Annotated in this window: 19 protein-coding genes; 3 read left to right on the top strand and 16 right to left on the bottom strand. The window is 54.4% G+C overall.

Annotation, left to right across the window (positions count from 1 at the left end):
• Positions 1–80: 80 nt before the first annotated feature.
• From Q8A57_RS04325 to Q8A57_RS04360, 8 genes are all read right to left on the bottom strand, one after another.
• Positions 81–584 carry a class I SAM-dependent methyltransferase gene (locus Q8A57_RS04325; protein WP_305169755.1) on the bottom strand — a complete coding sequence of 168 codons (504 nt, stop codon included), beginning with the start codon at positions 582–584 and terminating at the stop codon, positions 81–83.
• A gap of 68 nt (positions 585–652) precedes the next feature.
• The gene (locus Q8A57_RS04330; protein ID WP_305169756.1) at positions 653–1975 is read right to left on the bottom strand and encodes a short-chain fatty acid transporter; all 1323 of its coding nucleotides are present in this window, start codon (positions 1973–1975) and stop codon (positions 653–655) included.
• Between the two features lie 92 nt (positions 1976–2067).
• Positions 2068–2871 carry a symmetrical bis(5'-nucleosyl)-tetraphosphatase gene (locus Q8A57_RS04335; RefSeq protein ID WP_305169757.1) on the bottom strand — a complete coding sequence of 268 codons (804 nt, stop codon included), beginning with the start codon at positions 2869–2871 and terminating at the stop codon, positions 2068–2070.
• Positions 2868–3236 carry a Co2+/Mg2+ efflux protein ApaG gene (gene apaG / locus Q8A57_RS04340; RefSeq protein WP_305169759.1) on the bottom strand — a complete coding sequence of 123 codons (369 nt, stop codon included), beginning with the start codon at positions 3234–3236 and terminating at the stop codon, positions 2868–2870. Before apaG ends, Q8A57_RS04335 begins: the two co-directional genes overlap by 4 nt.
• A complete protein-coding gene (rsmA, locus tag Q8A57_RS04345; protein ID WP_305169760.1) occupies positions 3233–4036 on the bottom strand; it encodes a 16S rRNA (adenine(1518)-N(6)/adenine(1519)-N(6))-dimethyltransferase RsmA in 804 nt (267 codons plus the stop codon). The genes apaG and rsmA overlap by 4 nt, the downstream gene beginning before the upstream one ends.
• A complete protein-coding gene (gene pdxA / locus Q8A57_RS04350; RefSeq protein ID WP_305169761.1) occupies positions 4033–5010 on the bottom strand; it encodes a 4-hydroxythreonine-4-phosphate dehydrogenase PdxA in 978 nt (325 codons plus the stop codon). Before pdxA ends, rsmA begins: the two co-directional genes overlap by 4 nt.
• A complete protein-coding gene (locus Q8A57_RS04355) occupies positions 5007–6305 on the bottom strand; it encodes a peptidylprolyl isomerase (RefSeq protein WP_305169762.1) in 1299 nt (432 codons plus the stop codon). Before Q8A57_RS04355 ends, pdxA begins: the two co-directional genes overlap by 4 nt.
• Positions 6306–6323: 18 nt before the next feature.
• On the bottom strand, positions 6324–8972 hold the full coding sequence (locus Q8A57_RS04360) for an LPS-assembly protein LptD (protein ID WP_305169763.1): 2649 nt from the start codon (positions 8970–8972) through the stop codon (positions 6324–6326).
• Positions 8973–9156: 184 nt separating this feature from the next.
• On the opposite strand from Q8A57_RS04360, the gene Q8A57_RS04365 reads away from it, so the two are divergent.
• Both Q8A57_RS04365 and murU read left to right on the top strand, forming a co-directional pair.
• Positions 9157–10197 carry an aminoglycoside phosphotransferase family protein gene (locus Q8A57_RS04365; protein WP_305169764.1) on the top strand — a complete coding sequence of 347 codons (1041 nt, stop codon included), beginning with the start codon at positions 9157–9159 and terminating at the stop codon, positions 10195–10197.
• Positions 10194–10919 (top strand): N-acetylmuramate alpha-1-phosphate uridylyltransferase MurU, encoded by a 726-nt coding sequence (gene murU / locus Q8A57_RS04370; RefSeq protein WP_305169765.1) that lies wholly within the window; start codon positions 10194–10196, stop codon positions 10917–10919. Before Q8A57_RS04365 ends, murU begins: the two co-directional genes overlap by 4 nt.
• Here murU and Q8A57_RS04375 read toward each other — a convergent pair.
• Positions 10916–11563 (bottom strand): helix-turn-helix domain-containing protein, encoded by a 648-nt coding sequence (locus Q8A57_RS04375; protein WP_305169766.1) that lies wholly within the window; start codon positions 11561–11563, stop codon positions 10916–10918. The two genes, murU and Q8A57_RS04375, sit on opposite strands and share 4 nt — an antisense overlap.
• 125 nt (positions 11564–11688) lie before the next feature.
• On the opposite strand from Q8A57_RS04375, the gene Q8A57_RS04380 reads away from it, so the two are divergent.
• Positions 11689–12036, top strand: a complete 348-nt coding sequence (locus Q8A57_RS04380; RefSeq protein ID WP_305169767.1) for a VanZ family protein — start codon at positions 11689–11691, stop codon at positions 12034–12036.
• Here the strand turns inward: Q8A57_RS04380 and holA are convergent.
• The 7 genes from holA to Q8A57_RS04415 all read right to left on the bottom strand — a co-directional run bounded on the left by holA (position 12033) and on the right by Q8A57_RS04415 (position 20120).
• Positions 12033–13082: a DNA polymerase III subunit delta gene (gene holA / locus Q8A57_RS04385; protein WP_305169769.1), complete on the bottom strand. Its 1050-nt coding sequence runs from the start codon at positions 13080–13082 to the stop codon at positions 12033–12035. The two genes, Q8A57_RS04380 and holA, sit on opposite strands and share 4 nt — an antisense overlap.
• Complete coding sequence (locus Q8A57_RS04390; RefSeq protein WP_305169770.1) at positions 13066–13611, bottom strand: LPS-assembly lipoprotein LptE; 546 nt, start codon at positions 13609–13611, stop codon at positions 13066–13068. Before Q8A57_RS04390 ends, holA begins: the two co-directional genes overlap by 17 nt.
• A 45-nt stretch (positions 13612–13656) precedes the next feature.
• Complete coding sequence (gene leuS / locus Q8A57_RS04395; protein ID WP_305169771.1) at positions 13657–16140, bottom strand: leucine--tRNA ligase; 2484 nt, start codon at positions 16138–16140, stop codon at positions 13657–13659.
• A gap of 103 nt (positions 16141–16243) precedes the next feature.
• Positions 16244–17749 (bottom strand): apolipoprotein N-acyltransferase, encoded by a 1506-nt coding sequence (lnt, locus tag Q8A57_RS04400; RefSeq protein WP_305169772.1) that lies wholly within the window; start codon positions 17747–17749, stop codon positions 16244–16246.
• Positions 17750–17781: 32 nt separating this feature from the next.
• On the bottom strand, positions 17782–18618 hold the full coding sequence (locus Q8A57_RS04405; RefSeq protein WP_305169773.1) for an HlyC/CorC family transporter: 837 nt from the start codon (positions 18616–18618) through the stop codon (positions 17782–17784).
• A gap of 9 nt (positions 18619–18627) precedes the next feature.
• Positions 18628–19080 (bottom strand): rRNA maturation RNase YbeY, encoded by a 453-nt coding sequence (gene ybeY, locus Q8A57_RS04410; RefSeq protein WP_439651646.1) that lies wholly within the window; start codon positions 19078–19080, stop codon positions 18628–18630.
• A gap of 17 nt (positions 19081–19097) precedes the next feature.
• Complete coding sequence (locus tag Q8A57_RS04415; protein WP_305170147.1) at positions 19098–20120, bottom strand: PhoH family protein; 1023 nt, start codon at positions 20118–20120, stop codon at positions 19098–19100.
• Between the last annotated feature and the right edge of the window lie 121 nt (positions 20121–20241).

Consider the following 20241-nt stretch of genomic DNA (forward strand, 5'->3'; position numbering starts at 1 on the left):
TTATTCAATGTCTGTAGGTCTTTTGGATTGTCGGTGATAGACAAGCTGGACGATTAGATTCGGCAACGTCCATATTAGTTTCATGCATTGTAGTTGCCTAGGGCAGGTTTCACTGCACAAAGGTGTTGGGTTACACGTTGTGGCGACGTTTCCATTTGTTGCCGGCAATCTACCACATCCATGGCATCGCCAAACACATCCATCAATTCATTTTTGTGCAATAAATAGTCGGGGTTGGATGGCCGGCCATATTGCTCATTTCCACAGGCAAAGGTTTTGTAAAGGAGCACGCCTCCCGGTTTTAGCCAGTGGGCTAACTCTCCCAAAATGGGGCGGTGCAGATAGTTGACCACAACAATGCCTTGAAAATACTCGGCCGTGAAAGGCCAGGGGGTACCGTTCTCAAGGTCGTGGCAATGAAGACGGGCCGAGGTCGATCCCCTGAGATCCTCCACTCCGGATAACTCCCTGTCCAGGAAGTGAACGGATAGCCCCCGTTCGAGAAACAGGCGACCGTGACGGCCACTGCCGCAGGCCAGGTCGAGTACAGGCCCCACCTGGATGCGGTGGATGTGTGAGCGCACCCAAAAGTCAGGAGGAGGCACTGCAGATCGTGCGGGATTCAATGGTAGGCCAACAGTCTCAATATTCACTAGAAGAGAAAGACCATGGCTAGCCCGAAAATCAGCCCTGTCCACAACAGGGCGACCGTGCAGTAACCCATGATATCCCGAATACCCAACCGCGCGATTCCTAGCAGGGGCAGTGCCCAGAAGGGCTGTACCATGTTCGTCCAGGCATCCCCGAAGGCCACCGCCATGGCAGCGTGATTCAGGGGAATTCCCAGTGTCTGTGCGGCGGGAATAACAATCGGTGCCTGTACGGCCCATTGGCCGCCGCCGGATGGCACGAAGAAATTCACAATTCCGGCACTGAGGAAAGTAAAGAGATTGAAGGTCTCGACCGTTGATATTTCAATAAACCAGGTGGAAACCGATGCCGCCAGCCCCGACTGCGCCATCATGCCCATGATGCCCGCGTATAGGGGGAACTGTAGAACAATGCCGGACAGGCCCTTGACCGCCTCATTGACAGCAAAGAGATAACTGGTGGTGGATCGATGTAACAACAGGCCGGAAACAAGAAAAATCAGGTTCAGTGTGTTCAAGCCGACACTGCCGCCATCAAGAAAAAATTCAACCAGGTAGTAACCCCCCAGCAATCCCAGTAGCAAGGTGGGAAGACGGCTGTGTTCGATGCGGTCAGAGGGAGTCTTGATCCTGATGTCTACCTGCTCTGTCTCTCCCAGTTGGCTGGGGTCCACCTCCTGGGTCTCGTGGGCTGGCGGAATCATGAGGCGAAAAATGACTGGTAGGGTGAGCAGCACAACCAGGCAAACCGACAAGACTTCCCAGCTAAAAATGGTTTCCTGCAACGGAATTTCAATGCCCGGCATCAGTGAGCTGAGTACATCGCCATCGGATACCGCAATTTTTAGCGGAATGGACCCCGATAACCCGGCGTGCCATATCACCATGCCCGAGTAGGCTGAAGCGACCAATAGAGGGTAGTGAACACCTTTGACATGACGGGCAATCTCCCTGGCCATCAGCGCGCTGGCAATCAGCCCGAATGCCCAGCTGATCCATCCGCAGATCAGGGCAATAAAGGTCATTAACATAATCGCCTGGCTTGGATTTTTGGCCAGCGTTGCGAGGCCACGCAACACCCGTTTCACCGCGGTCGTCTGTGCCAGAACACTGCCTGTCACCAGACTGATGGTCACCTGCATTGAAAAGACCAGCAGGTTCCAGACCCCATCGCCCCAGTAGTTGGCCATCTGGGAGGGAGACTTTGATTCGCCCAGCATGCCGGCAATAAATACGATAAAGGTGAGGATAATGGCAAAGATGAAAGCATCGGGCAGCCAGCGCTGCATGATGTTGGTGAAAAAATTGGATAGTGTGCGGATCACTTGCATCACCTTTTTGTTATGCGTTATCAGCGAATTGCAATTTTCAGGGCTATTCTAGCCGCTTCAGTCGTTATCTCAAAAATCCAGCGTTCTTAGGGTTGGCAGTGGTAGTAGTGGCCTGAGTCCAGCGCCATCATGCGTAGTGGCCCGCCCCAAACACAACCCGTGTCGAGGGGGTATAGGTTGTCACCAATGGGTTTTCCCTCAAGAGCCGCCCAGTGACCGAAGATGATTTTGAAATGGCGTGTTTTTCGGTGGGTGTGTGCGTACCAGGGGGCAAAGCCCTTGGGTGGTTCCTGGGGTGACGCTTTGGACGTGAGCTCCAGTTGTCCTTCCGTCGAGCAGAAACGCATACGGGTCAGGTAATTGGTGATCAGTCGCCAGCGTAGTGGCGGTAATAGTGCGTTGTGCCACAGGTCCGGTTCGTTGCCGTACATAACTTCAAAGAAGGCCGCGGATTGTTGTTCGTCGGTTAACACCTGGTGCATTTCTTCAGCCAGTGAGAGCGCCTCTTCACGGGACCATTGAGGTGGAATGCCTGCATGAACCAGCAGGTATTCCTCATGAGCCAAGAGCAGTGGTTGTTTTGCAAGCCACTTCAACAGCTCTTCCCTGTCGGGAGCGTCGAGAATGTCATTCAGGGTGTCGGAGGGGTGTGGTTTGCGAACGCCGTGGACCACTGCCAGAAGGTGCAGGTCGTGATTGCCGAGCACAGTGCGGAAAGCATCCCCCAGTTGATAGCAAAAACGTAATGTTTCTAAGGATTGCGGGCCGCGGTTGACCAAGTCGCCAACTGACCAGAGCTGATCCTTTCCCGGATCAAACTTCACAGTCTCCAAGAGCCTTTGCAGGGGGGTGAGACAGCCTTGCAGATCACCTACCACAAAGGTGGTCAATGGATGGCTCCGGGCACAGCCAATAGGAAAGGGGGAATATCCGCGTCAAACATTTCGCCACTGTCGGTGATCATCTGATAGCTGCCTTCCATAGTGCCTGCTTCGGTCTCAAGGATGGCGCTGCTGCTATATTCGTAGTGGTCACCGGGGTTAATTCGCGGGGTCTCGCCGACGACGCCTGGTCCGCGAACCTCTTTAACGCGGGAATTGCCATCGGTGATGAACCAGTGTCTGCTGAGCAGCTTGGACGCTTCTGTGCCGTGATTTTCAATGCGGATATGGTAAGCGAAAGCGTATTTGCCTTGCCCGGGTTCTGATTGCCGGGGTAGGTACTCTGTGGTGACGAGTACAACAATATGGTTCATGTCATCTCCGTCAGTTGGTTACTCAGTTGCACAAAGTCAGCCACACTGAGCTTTTCCGGTCGCAATGACAGGTCAATGTTCAAGGTAGCTAGTTGTTCGGCGTTCACCAGGTGCTTGAGCGTATTGCGTATGGTTTTCCTGCGCTGCTGAAAGCAGGCATTCACCAAGTGTGCCAGTTTTGCAAGATTCTTTGCTGGGTGGGGCGGTTGTGAATAGGGCAGCAGGCGCACGATGGCTGAATCCACTTTGGGTGCTGGGCGAAAGGCACCGGGAGGCACCGGAAATAAGGGCTGTACTTGACTGTGGTACTGCACCATCACACTGAGTCGCCCGTAGTGACTGTCACCAGGAGCCGCGGCGAGGCGGTCTACCACCTCTTTTTGCAGCATAAAGTGCATGTCGTAAATCTTGTCGCTGTAGCTGAGCAGGTGGAACAGCAGGGGTGTTGAGATGTTATAGGGCAGATTGCCGATGATGCGCAGTGGACGGTCAGCTTCATAGAACTGGCTGAAATCTGTTTTCAGCGCGTCGCCCTGATGAATCTGTAAAGAGGGGTGCTGCTGAAATTTTGCCTTGAGTAACGGGATCAGGTCGCGATCCAGCTCAACCACCTTGAGTGTTGGGCAACGGGACAGCACTGGCTCCGTAATGGCTCCCTGGCCCGGTCCAATTTCAATCAGGTTGTCGGTGGGTTTGGGGGCTATGGCGGCAACAATGTTGGCAATGATGTTGGCGTCCACAAGAAAGTTTTGCCCAAAGCGTTTGCGTGCCTGATGGCCGCTGTGTGCACGTTCACTCATCGGCTGGATTCTGCCATGGTTTTGGCGTAGGCGATGGCAGTCAACAGGCTGCCGATGTCAGCCTGGCCTGTACCCGCCAGGTCCAGTGCCGTGCCGTGGTCCACAGATGTGCGAATGATCGGTAATCCCAGTGTGATGTTGACTGCGGCGCCAAAACCTACGTACTTCAATACGGGCAAGCCCTGATCGTGGTACATGGCTAGCACCGCATCGCAGTGAGCCAGGTGTTTGGGGGTAAACAGAGTGTCTGCTGGAAGGGGGCCTTCAAGAGAGAAGCCGGAACTACGTAAGCTGTCCAGCACAGGAATAATGACATCAATTTCTTCCCGTCCCAGGTGCCCGCCTTCGCCTGCATGGGGATTTAGTCCGCAGACAAGAATATGGGGATCTTCGATGCCGAACTTCTGCTTCAGGTCCCGGTGCAGAATGGTGATCACTTCCGTGAGAGAGGCTTGCGATATAGCGCCAGGAACCTGGGCGAGGGGCAGGTGGGTGGTGGCCAGCGCCACACGCAACCCCTCGGTGGCCAGCATCATCACTACACGTGGCGTCTGCGTGAGGTCTGCCAGGAATTCAGTGTGACCACTAAAGGCGATGCCAGCCTCATTGATAATTCCCTTGTGAACGGGGCCTGTTACCATGGCATCCACCAGACCATTCTGGCAATCCGAGGCCGCGGCGGTGAGCGTGTCCAGAACGTAGGGGGCATTATCGGCACAGAGTTGGCCAGGGGTGGCGGTATGGCTAAGCTGCACCGGTCGTACCCAAACCTCACCTTGAGCGGTAGGGCCAGCGATTTCGCCAGTAAACTCCCGGATGCTCAGGCGCAGCCCAAGCTGGTCGGCGCGGGAAAGCAATAATTGCGGGTCGGCATAAACGACCAGTTCGCAGGACTGCGGCTTTTGGGCCAGTTGCACGACCAGGTCAGGGCCAATGCCTGCGGGTTCCCCCGGCGTGATGGCCAGCCTGGTCACAGCTTGATTTCTACAAAGGCCTCGTCGCGAATTTCCTGAAGCCAGATCTGAAGTTCTTCCTCAAATTTACGCTTATGGAGAATATTTTTTGCCTGGCCGCGGCGCATATTCTCACTGAAATCCTGACGCCGCCGTTCTGTGACTTGCAGGATGTGCCAGCCAAATTGGCTGCGAAAAGGTTCGCTGACTTCGTTGAGGGGAATGTTGTTCATCGTGTTTTCAAAATCGGGCACAAATTGACCCGGCACGGACCAGCCCAGGCTTCCTCCAGCCAAGGCAGTTCCAATGTCTTCAGAGTTTTCTCGCGCCAGTTCCGCGAAGTCCGCACCGTTCATAATGTCAGCGCGAATGCCTTCCAGCATGGCCTTGGTTTCTTCTTCTGTGCGAATCTCGTTCGGTTTGATCAGGATATGGCGGACATTGTGTTGCAGCACGATTCTCTCGCTGCCGCCGCGGCGATCATAGAGCTTAAGAATGTGGTACCCGGCGTCGCTGCGAATCGGCACACTGACTTCCCCGGGGAGCAGTTTGTCGGTGGCGGTAATAAAAATGCTGGGCAGCTGGGTGGTTTTACGCCAGCCAAGATCGCCACCCTGCAGGGCGTTTTGTCCTGCAGAATTGGCAATAGCGAGACTTCTGAAATCCGCTCCAGCCTGCAGTTGTTCGAACAGTTCCCGAGCCTTGTTTTCCACCATGGTAACTTCATCGCGGGGTGCGCCAGCGGAAAGAGGCAGAATAATATGACCGAGATTGAGGTCCGGGGAGCTCCATTGCTGTCCTTCTTCGGACTTCAGGAAGTTGTCGATTTCCTGCTCGGAGACATTGATGCGGCGATTAACGAGTCCTTCCTGTACCCGTTTGACAATCATTTCTGTACGCACTTGCTCCCGCAGACGGTTAAGGCTGATACCGCTCTGGTGCGCGTGTTCTACCATCTGGTCTACCGTCATGCCACGGCTTTGCGCCAGTTGAGAGATTGACTGATTGACTTCATCATCACTGATGCGAACTCCTGCGCGTTGACCGCGGCTCAGCTGAATACGTTCCAGGATTAGCCGTTCCAGCACCTGGGGGACCAGAACATCGCCGGGGGGGATTTGGGTGTTGCTGTCTTTCAGCCGCATGTAGATTTCCCGAACGCGTTCATCCAGCTCACTGGCCATGACCACGTCTTCATCGACTATGGCCGCAATGCTGTCAATCAGTACTTCTTCTGCATTGCTGGGGACGGAAGCTCCCCAGAGTACAGCCAGGGTGGCAGCAAAAGGTAAAAATAGGTTACTGCGTAATTTCATGAAGTTGCCTGTAAGAAATTATTCGGTCGGTACATAGCCATAGATGCCATCTTCGAGAAGTGCATCTACTTTTCGGCCGCTGCCAGCCAGTCCCTTGAACTGTATCTGGAAGAAAATGCCATCATCTTCTTCAAGGTCTTCGTCCGGCAGCAGGATGTAGTCATCCCGATCCAACCAGCGACGGGCGAGAAGGCTGAATCGCCAGCAGCAGCTGTCATATTGGAAACCAAAAAACGTCTCAAGTTCACGGCTGTTGGTCAGATCGAAATTGTGCTTGGCGATCAGGCTCCAGTTGCGACCGATGGGTAGCATGGTGGAGAAGTCGGCCTGTTCGATATCCGTATCAATGATTTCATTGCCAACAATGCGAGGAATCCTGCGATTGAAGCGGTAGCTGACATTAAACAGGCGGTTGTTCCTGTCGTTGTAACGGAGGCTGGCGGTGCCCCTGTCCAGCTGGCTGTCATCTTCGTCGTAGAGCAGGTCGGCCTGGGCTCGCCAGTTTTCGCTCAGGCGCAGGGCAATTTCTGCTGCGTAGGCTGATTCATCACTGAGCATGTCGGTGGCCACTTCACGCTGCGCAGCTGAAAGGCTGTCGGGATCACCCAGTGCTTTCAGGAAGGCCTTGTTCAGTGTGGGGTCGAGGGTGACGTATCTGTCATCCAGGTAGAAAATCTGGCCAAAACTGGCTCGCAGCCACTCTACGCCGGTATTCTGATCAATCAGGCGGCTGGTGAGACCCACAGAAATCTGCTCGGTATCGCCAATGCGGTCGCCACCGGTAAAGCGATCATCGCGGAACAGTTGGCTATAGCTGAAGGTCATCAGCGAGGTATCAAAGTCCGGAATGTCGCTCTGGTCCTCGTATTTGGTGTGGACCATGTACACCCGCGGTTCCAGAGTCTGGGTAAAGCCCTGCAGCCAGGTGGTGTCCCGCTCCAGGTAGATACCGGCATCAATGACTCCGGTTGGGACGGTGACAGACGGACTGTCATCATTCTGCCCCATGATGGGGTCGTCCAGGTTATAGGTCAGGTGCCTGACTTTGGCGGTGGGGCGGAAATAGCCCCAGGCCCATTGCTTGTCCCAGGTAACACTGTAATTTAGACGCAGACGCTCACCGGTGACGAAGGTGCCGAGGTCGTCCTGCATATAGGTGTTGGTCGGCGCCAGGTTGTCATCGTCATCGTGGTCGAAATAGGTGTACTGGTTGTCGAGGTTGACCACGAAGTCGCCGAAGCGGTAATCGCCATTGGCATCCACGCGGGGTAGTTGTTTGTATTGCTCGATGCGGTCAAAGTCATCGTTAAGCGTCTGGAATTTTTGTCCCTTGATGTTGAAGAACCAGTGGTCCAGACGATAGCTGGTGGAAGCCACCTGTTTCAGGTGAGTCTGGCTGTTGACTTCCAGGGTGGTATTGTCCAGATCACGGAAGTAGTCACTGTCGCTGACTTTGGTGTAATCAACAAGCGTGCTCCAGCGTTTGCCGAAGCCACCTTCGTGATCAACACTCACGAGCCATCGGTCTTCGCCCTCGTAGTTGCGATCACCGGTAATAACATCGGGTTCTTCATCGTCGTCATCTCCGCCGTCATCATCGGAGAGAAATGCTCCGCCCAGCACCGTGTTGGTCAGTTTCGACAGATGGCGCAGCTCGACTTCAGCCATCGGGCCGCGCTCCTGAATGTAACGGGGCGTGATGGTGGCATCGTAGTTAGGTGCCAGGTTCAGATAAATGGGCTGCGCGAAATCAATACCGTTCTCATCGCCAAATTGAAAGCTGGGGAACAGCAGGCCCGAGGCGCGCCGGTCATCAATGGGGAAGCGCAGCCAGGGCGCGTACATGATGGGAATGTCTTTGACTTCCAGGCGAACATGTTTCGCGTGGGCAATACCGGTTTCGGGGTTGATATCAACCTCGGAGCTGACCAATTGCCAGGCATTACTGCCAGGTTCGCAGGTGGTATAGGTGGCATTGTCGATATAGAACACGGCATCGCGGCGATTCATTTGGGTCGCGGTGCCACGCACATTGGATTCGTGCAACAGGTAGGTTGCGTTATCGATGGTGACGTCCTTGGTGTCCATGTTGATCTGCGCATGGTCACCGGTGAGTAACAAGCCGGGTTCGCGGAACTGAACATCGCCATCCAGGTCGACCGTTCGGGTGTTTTGGTCGACGGTGGCATTCTGGCTGCGTACCTGACGATACCCCTGGGTCAGTTGTACCTTGCCACGCAGGTGCGCGACATTTTCCTGTTCCACCTCTGTGGTTTCAGATGCCACCCGGAGGGGGGCGTCTGCAGGGTCCAGGTCACTTTCAGGGTAGTCCCGCGGGGGTTCTACATAAGCGCCACAGCATCCCGGTGCCATGGTTTTCTGTTGTTCTTCGGTCAGCGCATCCTGTTCCACCCAGTCCAGGTTGCGGGCCAGTTCTACTTTGGGGGCATCATCATCGGGCTCTGGCTCATAGGCTTCCGGCTCGGGGTGGGTGGGACGGGAGAATGTCCTGCCGGGTAAGGAGCGCTCACCACATTGCCACTCACCACTAGGCGAAGCTTTACATTCCCACTGCATTTTGCCCGAGCTGCTTTCTGCATGAATTGAAGGAGCTAACAGCAATCCGGAGAGAATCAGAGTGGATGTTTGTACAAACTGTGAACGCATAGCTTGGTAGAGCCTGGTGCGGAAATGACTCGGTGTTGTTGGCATTCTTATGATCCGTGATCTCTCTGGCGGGCAGTGGCTTTAACGCGACGGTACATTTTACCCATTCTGCGACATCATGCGAGGGTTTGGGGTAGAATGAGGCACCTTTTTTCTACCAGTTCCTTCAAATATGGCTGCTGATTTGAGCCTCCCAGAATGGGTGGAAAGCTATCTGCCTGATCAATACCGACCTATCACGCCGCTTTCCCTACAATCCCTTAGCGGCGATGCCGGCTTTCGCAACTATTACCGGGTGAGCTGCCAGCCCTCGTTACTGGCGGTTTCCGCACCTCCAGAGCATGAAAACAACGAGGCCTTTGTCAATATTGCTTTGCTGCTCAAGGCCCAGGGTGTTCATGCGCCACAGATTATTGCCGTGGATTTCGAGCGGGGCTACCTGTTGCTGGAGGATTTTGGGGACCAGCTGCTGTTGCCCTTGCTTAATGAAAAGACAGTGGATGTACTTTATACAAAAGCCGAGTCGACACTGCTGGCTATTCAGCAGATTGACGTTGCCGGTCATTCGATACCGATTTATGACCACTCGAGACTGTTATCGGAAATGAACCTGTTTCCAGAGTGGTTTGTTACGCAGTTGCTGGGTGTCGAGCTCTCCGATTCTGAGCAACAGCTGATAGCCTCTACGTTTGAAGTGCTTGTGGAGAGTGCGTTGTCACAGCCAGCGGTTCTGGTGCACCGGGATTATCATTCCCGCAACCTGATGTTGTTGAGTAACAGTGATATTGGCGTGATCGATTTTCAGGATGCGGTCACAGGTCCGTTCACATATGACTTGGTGTCCCTGTTGCGGGACTGCTATATTCGTTGGCCCGCTGGAGAGGTTTCTAGGCGGGCGCTTAATTATTATCTGCGTGCATTAGCTGCCGGCATCGCTACCCCGGTGTCCGACAAGCAGTTTTTTCGCTGGTTTGATCTGATGGGGTTGCAGCGGCATATCAAGGTCCTGGGTATTTTTGCCCGCCTGTTTTTGCGTGATGGAAAGGCGGGCTACCTCAATGACTTGCCTCTCGTTATCCGCTACACCCTGGAACAGCTGGACTCCTATTCGGAGCTGAAAGACTTTAGAGCCTGGTTTGAGCAGCGGGTGTTGCCTGTTGCAGAAAGCCAGTCCTGGTATCAGCCCTGGCAGCAGGCCGGTGACTCGCAACGGGAACTACTATGAAAGCTATGATTCTGGCCGCCGGATTTGGCGAACGCCTTCGTCCCCTGACCAATGACACCCCAAAACCGCTGTTAAAAATTGCCAACAAACCCCTGATTCAATACCACATAGAGCGCCTGGCAGCAGCCGGAGTCCGAGACCTGGTGATCAATACCTCCTGGCTCGGTGACCAGATCGAGTCGTTTCTGGGAGATGGTTCCCGGTTTGGTGTGGACATCAAGTGGTCCAGAGAAAGTGATCCACTGGAGACTGGCGGTGGTATCCGTCGGGCCTTGCCTCTGTTAGGTGGAGAACCGTTCCTGGTCGTCAACGGTGATGTCTGGACGGATTACCCGTTGCAGAATTTGGTGCAAAGGGAGTGGACTGAGGAAATGGATGCCCACCTCGTGTTGGTTCCCAATCCTGCCCATCACCCCAACGGGGATTTTGTCCTGGATAGCCAGCAGTGTGTCCGTTATCCCACAGAGGATCAGGCGACTTTCACGTTCAGCGGTATCAGCGTGATGAGGCCGGAAATCTTTGCCATGTACAGCTCGGCCAGTGAGCGTTTTCCAATCCGTGAAGTGTTGGCAGGGGGTATTCGCGATGGTTATGTGAGTGGTGAGGTATTTACGGGGACCTGGTGGGATGTGGGTACCTTGGAGCGCCTCGAAGCCCTCAATACGCTGGTAACTGGTTCGGCGGTGGTGCCCGGAAAAAAGACACTACTGAAGGCCGGCTAGTCTGACGGTTTTTTTTCTTCAGGAGATTCGTGCTGTTCCTGAGTATCAGACGGCTTTTCCTGTTCCTGGGCGAAATGCAGCGCCATTTCGAATGCCTGGTCGGTAAATGCCAGTACTTTGCTGAAACCCTCGTCTGAAAGTTTGCGGGCGGCGTCGCGGTTGCGGTAGATTTTCAGCAGTTGGACTTCTCTCTCCGCCGTGATGACCAGGCGGTCGATGCCAATTTTTTCCAACAGCTCCGAAACACGCGGGCTGTAGGTCCGCACATATTTGACGATGAACGGCAGCGGATCATTTCGGGAATAGAGGGATGCCAGCCTCAGAATGATCTCCAGGGGGAGTGCCGCTTTCCCCTCTTCCACCGCTTTGAGCAGGCTCGGGTCTTTCAGGTCGATGGCGCTGGCCAGTTCGTTAATGGTGAGTCCGGCAACCTCCCTGAGGTCTCGCAATGACCGCCCGGCTTTACCCATGCGCTCCAACTGCTCCGGTGTTTGCATAATGGTTTTGGCAGCCTGATCACGGGTTTTTTCGGCGGCGTATTTCAGTGCTGATGTGGATAGCTCCTTCCATCCATCCAGGAAAACACTCAAGCCTTCAAGTGCGCTCACTTCCTCTTCTTTGGGGTTATCGGGCTGTTTGCTCATGGGCTATCCTCGGTGAAAAGCGCCGCCATACCATGGCAGTATATACAAACTTCGGTACGGGGTTGATTTGCTGTAACTTGTGTCACGGAGTTTGTTCAATACGGTATTTGAATGAGGGGTAAACAATGAGATCTGTTTGGCGGTGGAGTTTTGTGGGCAGCCTCTGCGCCGTGCTGGTTATTATGTTGTTACCTTCGGGGCATGGAAGCATGCTGCCAGGGCAGGACAAGGTACTCCATGGTGTCACTTTCTTGCTGCTGTATTTGCTGGGCGCCAAAGCATTTCCCCAGGCGGGTTATCGGAACAAGCTGCTTGTGGGGCTGCTGGGCTACGGTATTGCGATTGAGTTGCTGCAAGGACTGAGTGGTTACCGATCAATGGAAGCCTGGGATGCAGTGGCGGATATGGCGGGATTACTGGTGGGGTGGTTATGGGTGCTCAAAAAGCAACCATCCCAGGGCTGTTGTGGTTAATCCCTGAGTGCCAGGCGCAAATTGGCAGGCTGTAATACCGGGCTGCCGCAAAACATCAGGGTCAGGGTAGTCAGGTCATCCCAGGGGTTGGCTGTGCGCATGCCCTTGATAGCCCGATCGATGCCGCCGGCCAGTCGCAGCATCTGTTTCAGGTGATTGATCGGCAGGCGCTTTAGGGCCATCTTCACTGGACGCTTGCGCTTTTCCCAGACGCCGAGATTTTTTAGCACCCAGTCCATGTGGTCGCCCGCATCCAATGATTCCCTGGCTTTGATCAGGGTGCGCAATTCACGGGCCAGGGCCCACAGAATCACCGTTGCATCGGTGCCCTCGTCTCTCAAGCCTCTGAGGTTGCGGCTGGCCCCCTGGGCATCCCCTTCCAGGGCCTTGTCGACCAGGGCAAATACGTTAAAGCGGGCGCTGTCCGCTACCACGGTAGACATTGTTGCGGCATCGACTTCACCCTCCGGCAGCAGAAGTTTCAGCTTTTCGATTTCCTGCACGGCGGCTAGCAGATTGCCTTCCACCCGGTCGGCCAGAATGTCCACAGCCTGCCTGCTGGCTTGTATGCCAGCCTGCTGCAGTCGTTTGCCAATCCAGGCCGGTAGCTGACCCGGAGGTACGGGCCACGCCTGGATAAAGACTCCGGCAGCTTCGATGCTTTTAACCCATTTGCTGCGGGTGGCAGCACTTTCCAGTTTGGGGGTGATGATCAGTAACAGGTTGTCAGGGCTGGGGTTGGCTGCATATTCCTGCAATACCCTGGAGCCCTTGTCCCCGGGTTTGCCATTGGCAATGCGCAGTTCAATGATTTTTTTTTCAGCGAACAGGGACAAGCTGTTGGCTTCGGTGAGTACGGTGTCCCAGTCGAAGCCCGGCTCGGCGTGGAGTAATTCGCGCTCGTTAAAGCCTTCGGCACGTGCTGTATTGCGAATATGGTCGGCAGCCTCCTGAGCTAGTAGGGGTTCATCACCGCTAATCAGGTAGACAGGGGCCAACGGCCCCTGGGCAAGGTGTTCGGAAAGCTGCTCAGTGCGCAGCCGCATCTTGCTCCGCCGATGTGCTGGAGGCGGCCGGACGATTGGCGATGGCATTCAAGCGGATAATGATCTGGCGTACCAGGTCGTCACGCATTTCCCGCTTCAGCATCTCCGCTTCACCCTCTTTCGATTGCACATCGTTTTCATCGAAGTCGAAATAACGTTCTGCCGTGAGTGTTGATCTGGGCAACAGGGTTTTACCATTACCGTCGAGAATCATCATGGTCACGTTTTCCGTCAACTGGTACTCGGAGACTCTGGCGCTGACACTAACAGAGCCGGTGCGGCGTCGGCTGCTTTGGTCAAGGATCACTACGCTGTACTGGGCTTTTGTGGCATTGTTTTCCACAACGACATCGTTGGCCTCCAGTGACCTGCTAAGGGACTCGTAGAAGTCGTTGAAGCGGTCTGCTGCACTGATGTGCACGCTGGAAATGTTGTTGACTTGTGCCGTGCCGCGCAGGTGCCAGCCACAACCTGAGAGGGTGGCGGCAACCAATAGACCTGTGATCAGCAGGCAGCTCAATTTTTTCATGGATAATCCTTAACGTCTTGCTCGCTCGCCCTGATTTGGCGGCTCTCAATTGGCAACAATATTCACCAGCTTGTTGGGAACGACGATTACTTTACGGATGGTTTGGCCTTCCGTAAAGCGAAGAACGTTCTCGTGGGCCAGCGCTGTTTCTTCGATGGACTCTCGGCTGGCCTCGACCGCGACATCAATCTGTGCCCGCAGCTTGCCGTTAACCTGAACCGCCATCTGGATAGTGCTCTTCACCAGCGCCGCTTCATCGACAACCGGCCAGGGGCTGTCGAGCAGTTCTTCGCTGTGTCCCAGAGCGTGCCAGAGTTGATGGGAGATATGGGGAACGATTGGCGCCAGTAGCAACACCGCAGCATCCAGGGCTTCTCTTTCCACTGCGAGACCATTGGCGGATTCCCTGTCAGACAGGCGGTTAAGCTCGTTGAGTAACTCCATTACGGCAGCAATGGCAGTGTTAAATGTTTGCCGGCGACCGTAATCATCGCTGACTTTGGCGATGGTTTCATGGGTTTTACGGCGCAGGTCTTTATGATTTTGCTCAAGGGCCTCGGCATTCAGCGGGGCTGGTGCGCCAGCTTGCAAGTGCCCATGGACCAGCTTCCAGAGCTTGCGCAGAAAGCGGTGAGCGCCTTCAACACCACTGTCGCTCCATTCCAGTGATTGCTCCGGTGGGGCGGCAAACATGGTGAATAGGCGTACGGTGTCGGCACCGTACTGGTCAATCAGTTGCTGTGGGTCGACGGTATTGCCCTTGGACTTGGACATTTTGGCGCCGTCTTTCAGGACCATGCCCTGACAGAGCAGTTTGGTGAACGGCTCGTCTGAAGAGAGCAGGCCCTCGTCGCGCATCAGCTTGTGAAAAAAGCGGGCATATAACAGGTGCAGAATGGCGTGCTCAATACCTCCGACATACTGATCAACAGGCAGCCAGTAGTTGGCCGCGGCGCTGTCCAGCATGCCGTCCTGATAATCGGGGCAGGTATAGCGGGCGTAATACCAGCTGGATTCCATAAAGGTGTCAAAGGTATCAGTTTCGTGCTCAACAGGGTTGCCGTTCAGCTCCGCTTTGCGCCACTGGGGATCGGCTTTGATGGGTGATTGTACGCCATCCATTTCCACATCTTCCGGCAGCAACACCGGTAGCCTGTCGGCCGGAACCGGAATTTCACCGCCATCCGGGAGATTAAACATGGGAATCGGCGCGCCCCAGTAGCGCTGCCGGGAAACACCCCAGTCCCGCAACCTGTAGTTGGTCACGATTTCTCCACAGCCTAAAGCTTCAAGCTTGGCGGCGATGGCATCAAAGCCCTCGGCGGGTGTCAGGCCATTGAAATCTTCTGAATTCACCATCGATACGTCATTTGCCTTGGAGGCATACCACTCGCTCCAATTTTGCGGGTCGAAGTGATGGTTACCACTATCGGTATGCTCAAAAACCTGCTTTATGGCGAGTCCATGCTTGTTGGCAAATTCGAAATCCCGTTCGTCGTGGGCCGGCACGGCCATAATGGCGCCGGTTCCATAATCCATTAGCACATAATTGGCGACCCATACCGGTACGGGCTCTCCAGTGATGGGATGCAGGGCATTCAGGCCGGTCGCCATGCCTTTTTTCTCCATGGTGGCCATATCGGCCTCTGCCACGGATTGGGTTTTGCAGCTCTGGATAAATTCCGCCAGCGCCGGATTGTTTTTGGCCAGAGCCAGGGCGATGGGGTGCTCGGCAGCGATACTCGCGTAGGTGACGCCCATTAGCGTATCGGGTCGAGTAGTGTAGACCGCAAAGCTGTCGATACCTGCAACAGGGCTGTCCAGGTTAAAGCTGAATTGCACGCCACGGCTTTTGCCGATCCAGTTGCGCTGCATGGTGCGCACCTGTTCGGGCCAGCCATCAAGCCTGTCCAGGTCGTTTAACAATTCTTCGGCGTAGTCGGTGATCTTGATAAACCACTGGGGTATTTCCTTGCGCTCAACAGTGGTATCGCAGCGCCAACAGCAGCCATCAATGACCTGTTCGTTGGCCAGAACTGTCTGGTCATTGGGGCACCAATTTACTGCGGCCGTTTTTTTGTAGACCAGGCCTTTCTCGTAGAGCCGGGTGAAAAACCACTGTTCCCAACGATAGTACTCAGGCTTGCAGGTGGCTAACTCACGTGACCAGTCATAACCAAAGCCCAGGCGCTTGAGCTGGGCTTTCATGTAGTCAATGTTTTCGTACGTCCATTTGGCCGGCGCTGTCTGATTCTTGATGGCAGCATTTTCGGCCGGCAGGCCAAAGGCATCCCAACCCATGGGTTGCAGCACGTTTTTCCCCAGCATGCGCTGGTAACGTGCAATGACATCGGCAATCGTATAGTTGCGAACATGGCCCATATGCAGCTTGCCACTGGGGTAGGGAAACATGGCAAGGCAGTAATATTTTTCCCGGTCTGGCTGTTCAGTGACATTAAACGCGCCACTGTCGTGCCAGTGTTGCTGGGCGATTGTTTCAACTTCTAGGGGGTGGTATTGCTCTTTCATTGTTTGTCTTGGTGGTTGGGCCCAGGGCCGGAAAAGCCGCCAATTATAGGCTAAAGGGAACAGCAGACACAGCCCGATTGCTACTCGTCGTCAATAGCCTGCTTCAGTGACGGTTGCCGCTGCGTTGCTGGGTAAACGCAGCCATAAGAAGTGTCAGCAGGCACAGTGCCAAAACAGGCAAAGAACCTCTCTCTGTGAAGGGGGTAGTGCCGCGTTTTGGGGTCAGGTAGCCGCTGAGTGTTTGCCTGGAGTAGGCGGGAGCTTTGGCGACCACTTCCCCCTGGCTACTGATCAATGCTGTGATGCCATCGTTGGTAGCGCGAATTAAGGGTTTGCGGTTTTCCATGGCACGCATACGCGCCATCTGAAAGTGCTGGTGGGGGCCGATAGAGCGACCAAACCAGGTGTCGTTGCTTACTGTCAGCAACAGGTTGGTCTCCCGGGCAGAGCGGGCAACTAGGTCCTGGAAGACAATTTCGTAACAAATGGCAGTACCGATGGCGATGCCGTTGGCGGTAATGGGAGCTTGTGTCGCAGGGCCGGGGCTGAATGCCGACATCGGCAGATCAAAAAAGGCGATGGTACCCCTTAGCCAGCGCTCGAAGGGAACATATTCCCCAAATGGCACCAGGTGCTGTTTGTGATAAGTACCGCTGGCGATGCCCAGTCCGATGACAGAATTGAAGTACTGCTGGCCGAATGCGCGGGTTGGTATGCCAGTGATCAAACCAGTGTCCTGATCAATGGCTTCAGCTGCCATCTCTTTTAAAAATGGTTTTACTTCGTCGGAAAAAGCCGGAATAGCTGATTCAGGCCAGATCACCAAGTCTGCTCCAAGGAGCGGCTCAGTCTCTTCTCGGTATAGCGTCAGTATGTTGTTCAGCTGATCACTGTCCCACTTTACGTTCAGGGGGAGTGCTGGCTGCAGGATGCCGATTCTGAGCGGTTCCCCTACGGGCCGGGTCCAGGTTTCATTTTGTAAATACCAGCCTCCCAGCCAGAATAGCGCAATCAGAACAGCAAAATTGCTCAGGGTGAACTTCTGGCGGGGCAACACAATAATGCCTATCAATGAGCCGCTCAGCGCCGCAACCCAGCTGATGCCGAGAACTCCGGCAATGGGTGCCCAGCCAGATAGCCAGGTGTCGAGATGGCCGTAGCCCAGGTATAGCCAGGGAAAGCCGCTGAAGATCCAGCCACGCCACCATTCCCCCAATACCCAAATCGCGGGGAAAGTGATCACCATCATGCCCGCATGTCGGTTGAGCCCTGCACCGTAAAGTGTGAAGGGCACTGCAAATACCAGCGCCAGAGCGATGACAAACAGGCCGGTAAGTAATGAAGCCAGTAATACGGAGGCCTGGCCATGATCGTGAATGCTGACAAACACCCAAGAGGCGCCGCAACCAAACAGGCCTAGTCCGTAACAGAAGCTTCGCCAGAAAGAGGCGTTTGATGACAGCTGGCGGAGCAGGATTAGAAGGCCGGCTATCGACAGAAGGCCAACGGGCCACCAGTTCCAGGGCGCCATTGAAAAGGGCAGCATGACACCGAACAGCAGGGCGGCAATATGGCCTTTAAGGCCGGGATGCGAGGGGGTTGTGGCCATGGTGAATGGTCGTCCCTGAAGGAGTGGGTGGCTTAGTTGGCAATGCTCATTTCAAGCAGTTTCACCTGGCGACTGTCCCCTTCGGCGACGCGAAAAAGAAAATTGTCGACCCTGACGGATTCATCCACTTTTGGCATGCGGCCAAAAGCCTGGACGATAATACCGCCGATGGTGTCAAAATCTTCATCGCTGATACCGGTATCGAAATATTCGTTAAAATCTTCAATCGGGGTCAGTGCATCGACGAGATACGTCTTATCCGATTGCGGCCTGATCATGGCCCCTTCGTCTTCGTCAGTCTCGTCTTCGATATCCCCGACAATTTCCTCGAGGATGTCTTCAATAGTGATCAGGCCTGCAATGCCGCCATATTCATCGACTACAATGGCCATGTGATAGCGTTGTTCTCGGAATTCCCTTAACAGAACATTGAGTCGCTTGCTCTCTGGGATAATAGTAGCGGGGCGGACGACTTTTGCCATGTCGAAGTTCTCCCGCCCGGTGAGAACCAGTGGCAATAATTCCTTGGCCAACAGGATTCCAGTAATATCGTCAGCATTGTCACCGATAACCGGAAAGCGAGAGTGGCTGGAGTCGATGACCAGCTTGAGGATGTCTTCCAGGCTGGCGTCGTGCTGGATAACCACCATCTGGGAACGTGGGATCATGATTTCCCGGACCTGTTGATCCGAGACATGCAATGCCCCCTCAATAATTTCGAGGGCATCGTGATCGATAATCTTGTTTTCGTAAGCAGCCCGCAGAGTACCTGCGAGCTCATCCCGTGATTGCGGCTCACCGGAGAATGCGTTGGCCAGTTTGCCCAGCCAGGTTTTTTCCTGTGAGCTACTCGAATCGTCGTCAGTCATTTGGGTTCTTCAATTGCTCTTGGATAGGGTCTCTTCGTAAGGAGGAGGAAATCCTAGGCCTACAAGTATATTGGTTTCAAGTGTTTCCATCACTTCTGCATCGTCATCTTGTACATGGTCGTAGCCGATCAGGTGCAGGCAGCCATGAATAACCATATGCGCCCAGTGGGCCTCAGCAGTTTTGGTTTGCTGGATGGCTTCCTGCTCGACCACCGGCGCGCAGATGACCAAGTCACCCAACAGCGGCAGATTGAGTTCATCCGGAAGGTCAGCCGGAAACGATAATACATTAGTGGGGCCGGTTTTGTGACGGTAATGCTCGTTGAGCTCGGCGCTCTCGGCTTCATCAACGACTCGAACGCTTAATTCCAGCGCCCTGTCAATGTCGTTGAGAGCGGCAGATGCCCATTGGAATATCTGGTCCTCGTTTGGCACCCTAACAGCAGAGGAGACGTTCTCCATATCCAGGGTGAGTTCCGTCACGGTTGTTCGTCGCCTGCCTCACTCTCATGGATGTCATAGGCATCTACAATCTGCTGGACGAGGGGGTGGCGGACCACATCCTTGGAGCCGAAGAAAGTGAAGCTGATATCCTCAACGTCCTTCAGGACCTGGCACACATGCAGCAGGCCTGACTGGCTGCGGCGGGGCAGGTCAATTTGTGACGTGTCACCGGTAATGACCGCAGTGGAACCAAAGCCGATACGCGTCAGGAACATTTTCATCTGCTCACGGGTGGTGTTCTGGCTTTCGTCGAGAATAATGTAGGAATTGTTCAGCGTGCGGCCCCGCATATAGGCCAGTGGTGCCACTTCAATCACGTTGCGGTCGATCAGTTTGGCGACGGTCTCAACGCCGAGCATCTCATACAACGCGTCGTATAGCGGGCGCAGATAAGGATCGACTTTCTGGCTCAGGTCTCCGGGTAAAAAACCCAGCTTCTCACCTGCTTCAACGGCAGGGCGCACCAGCAGGATGCGTTCGACTTCATCACGCAACAGCGCTTCTACTGCACAGGCGACCGCCAGGTAGGTTTTACCCGTACCCGCAGGCCCGACGCCAAAGTTGATATCGTGGGTCTGTATAGCCCGAACATATTTCTGCTGGCTCGCCCCTCGCGGCTTGATGTTGCCTTTCTTGGTGCGGATGACGGTAAAGCTTTCCACGTTTTCTCCATTGGGGGCATGTATCGGGGTATTGGCAGCATAGTTTTCCATAGGCATCTCTGTGTTGGATTGCTGGATGGCAAGATGAACCTGATCGGGTGTCAGATCGCCGTTGCTGTTGGTTTCCTGATAAAGGTTGTGTAGCAGCTTTCCGGCCGCCTGGGTTGTTCTGTTGTCACCATAAAGTGCAAAGACATTGCCGCGGTTACGAATTTCAATATTCAACCGCTGTTCTATTTGTTTAAGGTGTTCGTCGAATTGGCCGCAGAGTGTTGCAAGTCGTCGAGTATCGCTAGGCTCGAGAGTAATGGTGTGTACTGCTGTCAGTTTATTCAAATTTGCCAATAGGCCGCCCTCTGCGGCAGTGACTTTTACTTAGCATATCCCCTTTGGTAAGACCTGCAAATACTTTTAAGCGGTGTTTATATACAAAAATACGGGCAACTAGGAATTTTTA

Source organism: Porticoccus litoralis, from assembly GCF_030676955.1.
In the GTDB taxonomy this organism is placed as follows: domain Bacteria; phylum Pseudomonadota; class Gammaproteobacteria; order Pseudomonadales; family Porticoccaceae; genus Porticoccus; species Porticoccus litoralis.